Origin of the sequence: Aureibacillus halotolerans (assembly GCF_004363045.1) — a bacterium.
In the GTDB taxonomy this organism is placed as follows: Bacteria; Bacillota; Bacilli; order Bacillales; family DSM-28697; genus Aureibacillus; species Aureibacillus halotolerans.
Genome location: NZ_SNYJ01000001.1, coordinates 401,145 through 415,690 on the forward strand (window position 1 = coordinate 401,145; position 14,546 = coordinate 415,690).

Below are 14,546 nucleotides of genomic sequence, written 5' to 3' on the forward strand. Positions count from 1 at the left end.
TCCTGCTGTATTCAGAATATATAGGGGTCCATGCTCAGAATCTTGTTTTTCTAAAAGATCGCCTTTACGTAACTAAACGGATTTCTACGTTCCAAATAACTAGATGAGTCCATTATTAAAAGCTGCCACTACCGAGACTCCTGCGGCAAAGAAAACACGATGAGGTCCTTTCGAATCGATGTTGCACTTGTACCCGTAGGGTGTAAAAGCGAGCTAAGTGAGACCCCGCAGAGCGCGCACGCGATCGAGGAGGCTCGCAGTTCGCCCGCGGAAAGCGAGCGTATGGAAGCTTGTATAAAAAATAGCTCAAACTACTATTTTGCAGATTACTCCGACATGGATTGAAAAAGTTACACAAAATATTTCTGTTCCAACCTCATTTGTTAAACTAATTCTTAATAACAAGATCCGGCTTTTTATTTAAGCTATGCTTGCCCTCGATAAATCTTAACGTTCCAGATTTGGCGCGCATGACAAGTGAATGCGTCGTACCGATACTGCCTTTGTATTGAACACCTTTTAACAATTCACCGTCCGTAATCCCTGTTGCTGCAAAAATGGCGTCATCTCCACGAACCAGATCCTCCATCAGCAATACCTTTTCTGGATTTTCAAGGCCCATCTGCTTGCAACGCTCCCACTCTTCATCCGTTTGTGGCATGAGAACGCCTTGCATTTCTCCACCGAGACATTTCATAGCAACCGCTGCAATCACGCCTTCTGGTGCACCGCCAGAGCCAAGCATAATATCTACGCCTGTTCCGTCAAATGCCGTGTTAATCGCGGCAGCAACATCTCCTGCTTCAATCAGCTTAATGCGTGCGCCCGTATCACGAATCTCTTGAATCACCTTCTCATGACGTTTCCTCTGCAATATCGTGACTACTAAATCCTGTACGTCTTTATTTTTTGCCCGCGCCACAGCACGGAGGTTATCAATGACTGGTGCATTAATATCGACGAGCCCAACTGCTTCAGGACCAACGGCAATTTTTTTCATATACATATCCGGTGCATGAAGCAAATTCCCGTGATCCGCAACGGCCAATACAGCAAGAGCATTCCAGCCACCAGTCGCCACAAGCTCCGTCCCTTCAACAGGATCAACAGCGACGTCAACTCTAGGACCGTAGCCTGTCCCAAGCTTTTCGCCTATATAGAGCATCGGAGCCTCGTCCATTTCTCCTTCGCCAATCATCACTGTTCCTTTCATCGGTACCGTATCAAAAACATCACGCATGCTACTCGTTGCAGCTCCGTCGACTTCGTCCTTAAGTCCTGTTCCCATCCATCTTGCTGCTGAAAGAGCCGCTGCTTCAGTTACACGGACCAGTTCCATAGACAAACTACGTTCCATTGCATAATCTCTCCTCTGCATAGTTGTGCATCAGCATACTGATTTCCTGTTTCAATTCGATACGGATCACTGATGTAAATCTGTTTTGAGATAGTATATCATGTTTCTTCTAAATATTCTTTACTACTTTTATCCTTTATCGTGATATAATCACTAAATTTTCTTTGAATACACTCAATTGAATACGTATCTAAATGAGACAACATGATAATTTTCCTGGATACTTTCTGTATTCTGCAGATGTTCAAGCGTCTTCTATAACGGTAAACTACGAGTAAGACTGACTTTTTAGAAGGAGGAGCTCGATGACAAATATCGTTGTCTTCTATGATGATTCGTTTCCTTTTCAAGGAGAGCGACCAACCCGTAGCCAGCTAGATTCACTAAGCAACTTCGCAAAGGTGTGCGATGCCCAAGAGCTGCCAATCGCCTTAGCCCAAGCAGATACGTACCTTCATTTACATGGAGGGTATTTTCCAAAAGCGAGCTGGCCAGCTATTTTGCGTCACACGAAGCAAGGCAAAGGTCTTGTGACTGTTGGTGGAGCCCCATTTCGTTTTCCTGTTGTTTCACGGGAGAAGGAGTGGCACGCGGAGCCCGAGCAAACGGCCTACCATCAGGAACTTCATATTCAAGAAGTCCATCCTGTAAAAGGAGACCGTATTCAACACTGGGAAAGCCATCAGGAGATTCCATTATTCAAAGGGTTTGAATCTCTCTTTTCAGTCCAGTCCACTGTCGGATTCACGCTTCACGTGACGAGACAGAAGGATATGCCTCATGAGAATGGTTCATCTGGTCCAATGGACGCCCATATTTATCCACTTTTGAAAGGGTTTTCAAAAAAAGAACGTTGCATCGCCTCTCCTGCTGTATTGCTTGAGCATACAAAAGGTGATTTTGCCGGCGGACGGTGGATCTGTGTGAATCTACCAGTAGAATCTGAACTTTGGTCAGAAAACGGGCTCAACGCGCTCCAGCAATGGGCAGCATTCACAGCACGCGGCGCGGATGAGATGTGGGTTAAACCACAATACGCGATGTATTACCCTGGCGAAATGCCGCGTTTGACAATTCAACAGCAACAATTAAAAGCGTTTGATACTGCCAACCAATCATGGACCTATCATTTAGCGCTTTCCATGAATAACGAAACTCTTTGGGAAGAGAGCATTACGATTTCAAGTACGGCTCACATTCAATACCACCACCAATCTATTCCTGTCACTGTTCAGCCAGGGTTATATGAACTACACTGCAAAGCCATTTCTAATCATGGCGAAGAGCGTACATTTCGACAGGGTTTTTGGGGAATGGACGAGGAGTTGCTGCAGGAAGGAACCGTGCTCAGCTGTGACGAGGATTATTTTCAAAAAGATGGGGAGCCTTTCCCTATTGTCGGCATGACGTACATGACTTCCGACGTCGCACGCAAATTTTTATTCCTTCCAAACGTGCACGCTTGGGATGCGGACATGAAGGCGATGAAGGATGCCCACATCAACTACATCCGGACTGGTTTATGGACAGGCTTCCGACAAGTGATGTTTACGGATGGTCATCCGTCTGAAGAAGTGTTGCGTGCCGTCGATGCGTTTATTCTGACAGCAAAACGTCATGGGCTTGAAGTGACCTTTAACTTCTTCTCCTTCACTCCAGAGCTTTGGGAGGGGGAAAATCCCTATCTTGATCCACGTAGCGTTGAAGCACAAAAACGCATGATTGCTGGGCTCGTGAGCCGACACACAAAAACGACAAATATTGAATGGGATTTAATTAACGAACCTTCCTTAATGGATCCGAAAAAGATTTTCACTGGGGCACAACCTCTTGGTGACCGCTTTGAACAAAAAGCCTTTATCGAATGGATTAAAGCCCGCCATGGGACAATTGAATCCTTGCAAGAGGCGTGGAACAAAACACCTGAGGAACTGCCTTCCTTTGAAGCAGTACGACCGATCTCACCTGATTCGGTGAATTTCCGACCAACGGAAAAGCTACAAAAAAACGGTCGTCCTTGGCTCGATTTTACGTTATTTACAATGGACATGCACAATGTGTGGGCGAAAGAGCTCACAGATAGCATCAAAGCGCATGCACCGAACCAGCTCGTTACGGTCGGTCAAGATGAAGGCCTTGCAGGCGGTCGCCCGTCTCCCTTCTTTTACGCTGAGGCCGTGGATTACACGACGGTTCACTCATGGTGGCTGATGGACCAACTAGTATGGGACGGGTTGTTCACAAAGGTCGACAGCAAGCCAAGCCTCATTCAAGAAACAGGAATTATGTACACCGAACGTCCTGATGGCTTTGCAAAACGTTCTGATGAAGAGCTTAAAGCAATTCTGGAAAGAAAATATGCATACGCCTTTTCCACAGGTGGGGCCGGAGCCGTCCAATGGCTTTGGAATGTGAACCATTATATGGACAACATTAACGAATCCAATATTGGCGCTGTTCGTTCCGATGGCTCTGAAAAACCTGAGGTCGATGTGTCGATGGACTTCGGTTCGTTTATGAATGAAAACCGGAAGCTTTTTAAAGCGCGCACACGTGAGGACATCGCTGTTGTTTATCCATTTTCAAACGATTTTTCCGCACGTAAAGTTTCCTATGATGCAACGGCGAAGCTGACGCGTATTTTCACGTACGACCTACGGATCCCTTTCCGTGGTGTTGGTGAGTATCATTTGGAGGAGCTTGAAGCCCATCCACCAAAGGTCATCTTCGTGCCAAGTGCGCACAATTTTGATCGCAAGCAGCTTGAAAAGCTTCTCTCTCACGTTCGCAAGCATGGTTCAACGCTTGTATGGACAGGACCACTTCATTTGGATGAATATTGGCGATCCGTACCTAAAACGTTGGTTAATGAACCTCTGACACGTGCCAATATCCGTCGTGAAGAATTGCTACAAATTGGTGAAAAACGTTTCCCTGTCTCGTTTTTCAACGACCGCAAAAGCGCTGGCGTCACCTTCTCTGGAAACCGACTTGCTGAAATTGAAACAGAGCGAGTGGACAACTGCGATGTAAGTAGTATTCATTCATGGAAGGAAGGGAAGGGCAGCGTCGTTTGGTGTCCATTGCCACTAGAGCTGAATGAGCGTGATCCTGTCTTGCTCGCCTTTTATGAACAGGTGCTTCAACCACATCAGCTGAGTGCGGAATTGGATTGGGAAACAGGTGGAGATCTCCCTGGAATTTATGGACGTAAGCTCACTTTCGAGAATGGCAGCCTGTTTATATTTGTTTCAGAAGCAGCCTACGAGATTGACGTCGCTGTGCGTGATAAAGAGACTGGAAAACGCTATTCATTTTCCGTAGAAAGTGAACGAACGGTCATGTTTTCTTGTCAATCCGATGGCACACTCACATCCATCTATCGTCCAGAAGAAGTCCAGGTAGAGTGCGCTTCGAATTAATTTCATTGGATTTATACAGATTCATGTCACCTCTTGACTCATCATTAAATCAGAGCTGTCTCCAACCGTCATCATTGTGACGTTTGGCGGCAGTTCTTTTTTTACGACGCGTATCCGTATCCGCACAGTTTCAAGCTGAAACCAAGCAGAGCACTTTTTCTTATTCTGCAAACTCTCTCTACGCAACCCGAGTTTTATGCTATCTTTCTGACACTCCAATGTTTGGTTATGGTAGATTTTTTTTCCTAAGGCATGTATAATTGCATTAAATTGAAACGTCGTTCCGTATTATGGAACTATATGATCGGCTGTGTTTTTCTTACCTCTGGTCATCCCTTAAATGTAAGGGGTTTCATTTTAATCTTTTTAAGAAAAGGAGCGTTGTGGAAATGGAATTTCGTTATGCGACACATCCAGATCAAGCGCAAGCGTTTACGACGTCCGAGCTTCGCCAGCACTACCTTATGGAAGATCTTTTTATTGCCGGTGAGACGAAGCTTATTTACTCAATGGAGGACCGAACGGTTATAGGTGGCATTCAACCGTCTGGAGAACCTGTAACATTGGAGACTCATGAGCATCTTAAAGCAGCGTATTTTCTTGAACGACGTGAGGTCGGCATTTTTAACATAGGTGGTCAAGGTTCGATTACGGTCGATGGTCAAACATATCAATTGGAAAATAAAGATTGTCTTTATGTTGGCAAAGGAAACAAAGAACTGCTTTTTTCAAGTGAAGCAACCGACTCCCCTGCAAAGTTTTATTTGTTTTCTGCGCCTGCACATACAGCTTACCCAACGCAATACGCTGCATTTAAGGAGGTTGAAGGCGACCATCTCGGGTCGAGCGAGCAAGCGAACGAACGAGTGCTTCGTCGCTTCATTCACCTTGAAGGCATCAAAAGCTGTCAAATCGTTATGGGTGTGACTGCGCTCAAACAAGGCAGTGTCTGGAACTCTATGCCGACTCATACGCACCACCGACGTATGGAAGCCTATCTGTATTTTGACCTCGATGCTAACGCACGAATGTTCCATTTGATGGGCAGACCCGACGAAACGCGCCATTTGGTCATGAAAAATGAGCAGGCTGTCCTCTCCCCTCCATGGTCTATTCACTGTGGAAGTGCAACGAACAACTATGCTTTTATTTGGGCGATGGCAGGAGAAAATCAGACATTTACAGACATGGATCAAGTCGCTATGGACGAGTTACGTTAATCAATTTTTTAGGGAGATGAACAACGATGAAGGCAACCGACTTCTCATTAGACGTCTTTAACCTTGATGGTAAAGTCGCCATCATCACTGGAGCGAGCAAGGGGCTAGGACAAGCCTTTGCTCTTGCTCTCTCCAAAGCAGGTGCACATGTGTTTGTCGTCACGCACAACAATGACTGGGAGGAGACAAAAGCGCTTCTTGACCAAGCGAAGGGAACCGCTCACTTCTATCAAGCAGATTTGTCTAATCGTAAGGAAATTACAGCAGTTGTCGATGAATGTGTTCGTGTATTCGGAACAGTCGATATTCTTGTGAACAATGCAGGGACGATCGCCCGATCACCTCTGTTGGAATCAACCGAAGAGGCTTGGGACAAGGTGATGGCCGTCAACCTTGACGCTGTTTATTTCCTCAGTCAGGAAGCAGCAAAAGTCATGGCTATACAAAAAAGTGGCAAAATCATCAATGTGGCCTCCCTACTTTCTTTCCAAGGAGGAAAATTTGTCCCTGCGTATACAGCAAGTAAGCATGCTGTCGCTGGGTTAACAAAAGCGTTTGCTAATGAGTTGAGTGAACATTCCATCCAAACGAATGCCATTGCGCCAGGTTATGTGAAAACCGCCAATACCGCCGCTATACGTGCTGACGAGCAGCGTAACGCCGAGATTTTGTCACGTATTCCAAGTGGTCGTTGGGCAGAACCCGTTGATTTAATGGGGACCGTTGTCTTTTTAGCAAGCGGTGCATCTAATTATGTAAATGGACATGTGTTAGCGGTCGATGGCGGTTGGTTGGCTCGTTAATGAGTTCTTATTTGTGTGGATTCACTGCGGGTAAATGAGGACGATGCGGGGCTTTAGATATGGAAAATTCATCTTGAAGCAGCCACAGAATGACCACCTAGACTTACAACAAATCATATAATTCATTAAGCTCCGCTCCATTTGCTTGCAATTACCTAAATGGAGAGGTAAGGTGTGCAAAATGAAAATAATGAAAACCGTTGAGAAGGTGCCTGGTGGCTTGATGCTCGTTCCATTGTTTCTAGGGGCGTTAATTCAAACGTTCGCTCCTCTATCAGGGGAATTTTTCGGATCATTTACAAATGGACTTTTAACCGGAACTGTTCCCATCTTGGCTGTATGGTTTTTTTGCATGGGTGCAGGGATTAGTCTGAAGTCTACTGGAATCGTATTACGTAAATCGGGAACGCTCGTCGTCACAAAGATTGCTGTCGCATGGGTCGTTGCCATCGTCGCAGCTCAATTTTTGCCGGAAGGCGGCATTCAAAGCGGGCTTTTTGCCGGCATGTCCGTTTTAACGCTCGTTGCAGCTATGGATATGACGAACGGCGGGCTTTACGCTGCCCTAATGCAACAATATGGGACAAAAGAGGAAGCTGGTGCCTTTGTTCTCATGTCCCTTGAGTCAGGGCCATTGATGACAATGGTCATTCTTGGTTCAACAGGACTCGCTGTCTTTGAGCCTCAAGCTTTTATTGGTGCGGTATTGCCCTTTTTAATAGGCTTTATTTTAGGAAACATCGATCCAGACTGTCGTGAATTTTTTGGCAGAGCCACGCAAACGATGATTCCATTTTTCGGTCTCGCCCTTGGGTTTTCCATTGATTTAGGCGTCATTTTGCAAACAGGCATTGCTGGCATCCTTTTAGGGGTAGCCGTTATTATCATCACTGGAATTCCGTTAGTCCTAGCAGATAAGTTCATCGGAGGCGGTGATGGCACTGCCGGAATTGCCGCTTCAAGTACAGCCGGGGCAGCTGTCGCTAACCCAATGATCATTGCGACGATGATCCCTGAGTTTATGCCGATTGCCGAAGCAGCTACGGCGCTTATTGCCGCTTCAGTCATTGTAACATCCATCATCGTCCCGATTATTACGGCTTATTGGTCACAAACGATGAAACAGAGAAATAGACCAGGGGATCAACAAATGGTGGGAAAAGAAGGTCCTCCTAGCTCGCTATGATAAAAACGCATACAAAAATGGCGCTCCGAAAAGTCTGGGAAAAGACTTTATGGAACGCTTTTTTATCTTACATACAGTGGGGTCCAGCTCCCAGAAGGATGTTTCGTGATGTAAGTCCGTATTGACGATTTCTAAGCTCGGGGCTGCTAACATCCAAGCACTCGCTGGCGCAAAAGGATGATTTTCATATCGTTTAGAGAGACTGCCAAGTTAAATTAATGAAACATACGCATAGAAGAAAAGGATTGGCGAGAAAATTTATGGAGGGGTGCTGCTGGCGTTCACAATCTTTTGGGTATGGGCGATCTTTGAGTGGGGATTTTTTGACGCACTGACGACCATACTTTATTTTATTTCTGATCTCATGTATCTGCTCATCGCTTACATTGTTATAAGATGTGCATGGTCGATCATAAAAAATAAGAGGAAGAAGAGCAATACGCATTCGTGAAGTGTTTGCCTTAGCATAACCGTAGATGAATATTCCTTTAACCACCGAAGATGACTACTCGTTCCAATTGTTTTGTTCATGGACATAGAACGATTGTTGACCCTTCGTCAGTGTTGGGCAGCGTCTGTTGTATACCCAAATTGAGAAGAAATCACCCTACTACATTCAGTGACTTTTTCAATAAGCACTTGCTCAACACGCTCCGTAGTAATGCGGTGGATTGGTCCCGCTACACTAAAGCTGGCAATGGCCTTCCCCCACTGGTCATAGATAGGCGCAGCGATACAACGAAGATGCTCCTCGTTTTCCATGTGATCAATCGCATAATGCACGGCTTTAATTTGTTGAATCTCTTCCCTAATTTTGCTTTCTGAAGTCGTCGTATGCGAAGTAATGGCTTCAAGAGGCGTATTTTTGAAAAACTGATCCAATTGCTCATCTTTTAGTCCGGCAAGCAACACTTTACCAAGCGCTGTACTGTACATCGGGGCGCGACTGCCAATACGAGAAAACATCTGGATGGTCTGATTGCTCTCGATTTTGTCAATATAAACAATCTCGCCTTTATCTTCAACACACAAATGAACCGTTTCGTTCAACTCTTGAGATAATTTCTTCAAGTACGGTCTTGCGGTCTTAGGAATGTTGCCATTGTTGATTAGGTTTCTAGTAATATAGAGCGTTTGCAACCCAAGCTTATACCGATCAGTGTCAGGATCCTTTGTGACGTAATTCATGCTTGTTAGGGTCGCCAATAGCCGATGTGTTGTACTCTTCGATAAACCGACCTGCTCTGATAACCTTGCGATTTGTAAGCCGTCAGGATAATCGGATAACGTATTTAAAAGATGTAAGGCTCTTTCCAAAGATTGCACATTCGCCATCGTTTGAACTCCGTTCTAAAGACTTATAGGATAGGCTTTAAAAGATTACTATACATTGTGTACCATTCTACACATACAATCATCTGAGATCAATGCACAACCATACCTTGCTGACTTTTCCTCAAGCCATATTGCGAAACTCTGTCGGTGTCAGTGACGTTCGTTTTTTAAACACGGACACAAAATATTTGTAATCCCGGTAGCCGACCATCCCCGCAATCTCAAAAATTTTGTAAGGGGTCTCCTTAAGGAGCTTTTTTGTTTGATTGATGCGCGCATCATTGAGGACATCGCTAAATGAATGACCCGTTTCTTGTTTAATCAACAAACTGAAATAATTTGGCGAGACATTGATCACATCTGCCACCTCTGCGGCCTTGATATCATGATTGTAATTTTCATCGATATAGACTAACGCATTCTCCACCAGTCTTTTTCGACTACTCGTTGCCGCCCGCTTTTTCCACTCTAAAATGTGCATCACATCTAACTTAAAGGCTTGGAGCAATAGCTTCGTGCTATTCAATGTGTCCAGTTGATGTCCTTCTAAAAAGCGCAAAATAGGCGCCTCCGTAAAGCTTTTAACAAGCTCCGTTTCAACAGTCTGAAACCATTGAATCACGTCCTTCATACGCCAGTGTGTCGTTTCAAGTAATGTCGAAAGTTCAACGAAAAGCGATTCCGCCATTTCCTGTTTCGTCTGCAAAACAGCATTGGCAAAACCATCTGCAAACGTAGCTAGTGCAGCAGCTTCTACTGATTCGATTTGTTCGTTCAGAGGCAGGATCGTGTTCGGACCAAATGAAGGCAAATATTGCATCTTCTGAAGCACCTGATGAACCGTCGGACGCATATCAGACCACGTGGTGAGAACATGTCCAGCGACGATTGACCAAGAAAACAATATGTTGTCCAACGAAGTGGGCAGCCGATCATACTCCGACGTATCAATGTCTCCGTCCCCCCAGTCTGTCAGACATAGCACAAGCCGATGATCAGAAAAATGTGAGATGGCTACTGTCATCTGCATATTATCAGCCCAGCGAAGCCATTTCTTTTGAAACAACGCCTTCTGATCAGCCATTTCTTCCTCCGTCAGATGACAAAGCCAGGTTTCATATTCAGCGATTTCAACTCCATACACCCGATATCGTAACGTCCGATTGCCTTGTACCGAAGCATCGACTATGTTCGTAGATAGATGGTGCTGTACCTGTTGATTCCACCATTTATGATCCTCTTCCTTGTCTTCCTCCTGCATTTTTTGTAACAGCGTGCCCAGCTCGTCAATATCGACTGGCTTTAACAAGTAGTCCTTTGCACCATATTTTAGGGCTCGCTTGGCATAATCAAACTCCTCATACCCACTCATCATAATCATTTTAATATGAGAATAATGTTTTTGGACGTGCTCTGCGAGATCCAGCCCGTCCATTTCAGGCATTCGAACGTCAGAGAGAATAAAATCAACATCAAGGGAAGCGAGGGTTTCAACAGCATCAACACCGTCATAGGCGATGCCAACGATTTCAATCCCCCACTGCTCCCACGGAATTGTGCTGCTAAGCCCTTCACATATAATTGGCTCGTCATCCACAATAAGCCCTTTATGAATCATTCGCCTCTTCCTCCTTCATGAAGATCTCAATCTTTTCTTCACTTGTCACGAATGGGTGCCTTATCCTCACCCATGCCCCACCATCTTCTAGTTTCTTTAATGAAAGAGAAGCATGACCCTTAAACGCTAGCTGCAATCGCTCTTCGAGGTTCTTAAGCGCATAGCCTGACTTTTTAAGTTTCTCAAAATCTTCACCTTCAAACCCCTTGCCGTTATCCATCACGTCAATGACGAGGTTTCCCTCCTCTTGAAAACAGCGAATGTACAGGTGACCGGGTTTCTTGCGTAGTTTAAATCCGTGCTGAATGCTATTTTCAATTAAGGGCTGCAACGACTGTTTTCCGACCAGTGCTTGAGCAGCCGTATGCTCGTAAAAAATCGTGTAGCTGAATGAACGTCCTAAGCGTTTTTTTTGCAGGGTCAAGTAAAGCCCATTGTAATCAAGCTCATCCTTAATGGAAATCCACGTTTTCCCTCTACTGAGGCTAATCCGAAACATTTTTGATAGCTGCTCAATAAGCTTGCTCGTTCCGAGTGCATTCTCCAAGCGAGCGTTCCAGCGTATCATATCAAGCGTGTTATAGAGAAAATGAGGGTTAATTTGATTTTGCAGCAACTGCAGCTCAGCTTCGCGATTTTTAATTTCCATCACATACTTGTGATCAATTAAAAGCCTTAGTTGCGACGTCATATGGTTAAACCACTGACTCATTTGACCAATTTCATCATTTGATCGCACAGGCATTTTTGCTGACAAATCCCCTGCCCCTACGCGTTTTGTTTGTGCCGTTAATAGCTGTATCGGTCGCAACGTTGTGTAATAAAAACCTATCAGCGCAAGAATGCCGAGAGCCATCGTTACAATAAACATCACCTGCGTGATGTTCACAACGCCAGAAAGCCCTGTTGCAACTTTCGCTTGATCAACGCGTGCAACCACATTCCAATCAATCCCAGGAATTTGCTTCGTAATATACAACTGTTGTTGAGTCGATTGTTTTCTTATCGCACTCGTTCTTTCATCGGCCATCTCTGTGACGAGCGAATTTTCATTTTTTGTGCCAATCAAGTTTTCGTCTGGATGCAGGACAATACGCCCATGAGTATCGACAATAAACAGTTCACCAACACCATCCAAGGCATCGGTTTTCACAAGCTGATACAGTCGTTTTGTATTTAACCGAATCGTCGCCATACCTATTCGTCTGTTGACATTATTAATGTCTTTTATGAGCCTGTATAAACTGACGACATGCTCGACATTTTCATACGAGTAGCTCTGAATAGAATAGCTTTCACTCCAAACTGGCGAACCGTCTGCCTTTTTTGCAAGCGCTTCATATTTTTGCTTTTGAGTATCTTGAAGAGAGGGACCAATATGAAGCTCTCGCGATTCAAGTAGGCTCCTCACTGTAATGGAGTGCAAATACGGTTTGGACGTTAAATGGAACACAGCGAATCCTGTGATCCTGTGCTCCAGTGGATACAAACTATTTATTTGATCAGGAGAAGAACCTGCTTGCAAATAAGCTCTCATATCTTCACTGAAAATTAGATAAGAAGTGATGTCTTCAATACTTTGCATTGTAGAACTCAAATTTTCTGCGACCTTATCTAATGCTGCCTCGGTGCTTTTCACCGTTTGCAGCTGTACAGCTTCGTTAGCCTTTTGATAGATCAAGGTGCCGAACAGTAGGATGGGAAGGAAAACGCAGACGAAAAAGACGCTGAAAAACTTCCATTTTAGACTCCAATACCGGAACATGCGCATACGCTTCCCTTCATTCCTTTACTGTTTTCAATCTCACACCATCTTAGCCTTTTACGGCCCCAGCTGTCATCCCCTTCACCAATTGCTTTTCTAGCAGTAAGTAAATGATGACGATTGGTATCACTGCGAGAGTAAGACCTGCCATCTGAGAGCCATAGTCTGTCGTGTATTGACCTGAAAAATTCGCCAGCCCATATGGCAATGTTTTTAGCGCATCGTCATTAATTAAAACGAGGGCAAAGGAAAACTCATTCCAGTTATTAATCACGTTCAAAATAACCACAGTTGCAATTGCTGGCCGTGTCATTGGCAAAATAATTGACCAAAAAATACGAAACACCCCACAGCCATCCATCACAGCGGACTCTTCAATATCCTTTGGAAAGGACTCCATAAAACTAACAAGAAGGAAAATCGTAATCGGTAAGTTAAACGCAACATACGGAAGAATTAAGCCGATATGAGTGTCCAACAAACCAATATTCCTCATTAGAATAAACATTGGAACAAGCGTTGCGTGAATCGGGATCAGCAACCCAAAAACAAAGAAAGATTGAAGAACTTTGCGTCCTTTAAAAACAAACCGTGAAAGAAAGTAGGATGCCATTGCTCCTGCAAAGACTGTGACAATAACAGCTGTCACCGATACGATCAAGCTGTTTAGAAAGTATACATCAAGATTCGCCGTTTCCCATGCTCTTGCATAGTTTTCAAACTGCCAAACCTCCGGCAAGCCAAACGAGTCTTTTGCAAATTCAGCATTGCTTTTGAAGGAATTGATAAACATCCAAATCAACGGATAGACATTAATCAGCCCATAAATGCTTAAGACGATGTAAATCATCGTGCTTTTGATTGATCTTCCTGACGTAAATTGTACTTTTCTCTTGTTGTTGGTCGTACTTGCTTCCACCTTAGTCATAGTCGGTCTCCTTTCCTTATGAATTAATCAATGTTTTTCCGTCGAAGGACAACACGCGATAGAAAGACGAGTGCAAGGCTGAAGAAGAAAATAAAGAGTGAAATCGCACTTCCATAGCCGTAACGTGTCGCATTGAATGTGTTTTCAAACATGTACATGGCAAGGACTTCTGTGGAGTGCCCTGGTCCACCGGCAGTCATGACGTAGATTAGGTCAAATGTTCGCAAACTACCGCTTATGCAAAGCATGACAGCTACAACAACCGTGTTCCACATCATTGGCAACGTAATATGAATCGTCTGCTTCCAACCAGATGCCCCATCGATTTCAGATGCCTCATAAATTTCACGAGGTATGTTTTGGAGCGCGGCTAAGAAGATGATCATATATAATCCAACAAACTGCCAAATAATTGTAATACAAACGGAGACCATGGCCCAGGTAGGATCACCGAGCCAGTTTTGTGTCCAGCTTTCGAGACCTACACTCTCAAGCAATTGGTTAAACAAACCGTTTCTGGAGTTGTACATAAGTCCCCATACGAGCGAGATAATGACCGTTGAAAGCACAACTGGCATGAAGCCTAACGTACGGAAAAGCTTGCCTGCACGAAGCTTTCGATTTAATAAAAGGGCAACAAACAGGGCAATTGGAATCTGACCAAACACTGATGCGCCAACCACATAGAGGTTGTTGACTAACGCTTGCCAAAACACGTCATCGTTCAGCGCTTCAGTAAAGTTCGCCAACCCGATGAACTCCATCTCTGATAGCCCGTCCCAATCCATTAAAGAATAGTAAAATGAAATGACAATCGGTAGTATTGCGAACACCACATAAAGGATCAAGGCTGGTGCCAGCCCTAAAAGAATCGCCCCTTTGTTCCGGCTGAGAATGTGCATCTCATACCCT

The 14,546-nt window shown here is 44.6% G+C and carries 10 protein-coding genes; 4 read left to right on the plus strand and 6 right to left on the minus strand.

All coding sequences use genetic code 11. The features are described 5' to 3' along the window. Positions 1-388: 388 nt before the first annotated feature. Complete coding sequence (gene glpX, locus EV213_RS01770) at positions 389-1,357, minus strand: class II fructose-bisphosphatase (protein WP_133578754.1); 969 nt, start codon at positions 1,355-1,357, stop codon at positions 389-391. A gap of 305 nt (positions 1,358-1,662) precedes the next feature. Between glpX and EV213_RS01775 the strand changes: the two genes are divergently transcribed. From EV213_RS01775 to kdgT, 4 genes are all read left to right on the plus strand, one after another. Next, positions 1,663-4,779 carry a beta-galactosidase gene (locus tag EV213_RS01775; RefSeq protein WP_133578755.1) on the plus strand — a complete coding sequence of 1,039 codons (3,117 nt, stop codon included), beginning with the start codon at positions 1,663-1,665 and terminating at the stop codon, positions 4,777-4,779. 389 nt (positions 4,780-5,168) lie between these two features. Further along, on the plus strand, positions 5,169-5,999 hold the full coding sequence (gene kduI / locus EV213_RS01780; RefSeq protein WP_133578756.1) for a 5-dehydro-4-deoxy-D-glucuronate isomerase: 831 nt from the start codon (positions 5,169-5,171) through the stop codon (positions 5,997-5,999). 26 nt (positions 6,000-6,025) lie between these two features. Then, the gene (kduD, locus tag EV213_RS01785) at positions 6,026-6,802 is read left to right on the plus strand and encodes a 2-dehydro-3-deoxy-D-gluconate 5-dehydrogenase KduD (RefSeq protein WP_133578757.1); all 777 of its coding nucleotides are present in this window, start codon (positions 6,026-6,028) and stop codon (positions 6,800-6,802) included. A 181-nt stretch (positions 6,803-6,983) separates the two neighbouring features. Then, positions 6,984-7,988: a 2-keto-3-deoxygluconate transporter gene (kdgT, locus tag EV213_RS01790; RefSeq protein WP_133578758.1), complete on the plus strand. Its 1,005-nt coding sequence runs from the start codon at positions 6,984-6,986 to the stop codon at positions 7,986-7,988. 558 nt (positions 7,989-8,546) lie between these two features. Here kdgT and EV213_RS01795 read toward each other — a convergent pair. The 5 genes from EV213_RS01795 to EV213_RS01815 form a co-directional block, all read right to left on the minus strand. Further along, entirely contained in the window at positions 8,547-9,323 is a 777-nt protein-coding gene (locus EV213_RS01795; RefSeq protein ID WP_133578759.1) for an IclR family transcriptional regulator, read from the minus strand. Between the two features lie 121 nt (positions 9,324-9,444). Further along, complete coding sequence (locus EV213_RS01800; RefSeq protein ID WP_133578760.1) at positions 9,445-10,941, minus strand: response regulator transcription factor; 1,497 nt, start codon at positions 10,939-10,941, stop codon at positions 9,445-9,447. Next, positions 10,931-12,706 carry a sensor histidine kinase gene (locus EV213_RS01805; RefSeq protein ID WP_166639120.1) on the minus strand — a complete coding sequence of 592 codons (1,776 nt, stop codon included), beginning with the start codon at positions 12,704-12,706 and terminating at the stop codon, positions 10,931-10,933. The genes EV213_RS01800 and EV213_RS01805 overlap by 11 nt, the downstream gene beginning before the upstream one ends. Positions 12,707-12,755: 49 nt before the next feature. After that, positions 12,756-13,634, minus strand: a complete 879-nt coding sequence (locus EV213_RS01810; RefSeq protein ID WP_208112701.1) for a carbohydrate ABC transporter permease — start codon at positions 13,632-13,634, stop codon at positions 12,756-12,758. Positions 13,635-13,657: 23 nt separating this feature from the next. Further along, positions 13,658-14,536 carry a carbohydrate ABC transporter permease gene (locus tag EV213_RS01815; protein WP_133578762.1) on the minus strand — a complete coding sequence of 293 codons (879 nt, stop codon included), beginning with the start codon at positions 14,534-14,536 and terminating at the stop codon, positions 13,658-13,660. Positions 14,537-14,546: the final 10 nt, after the last annotated feature.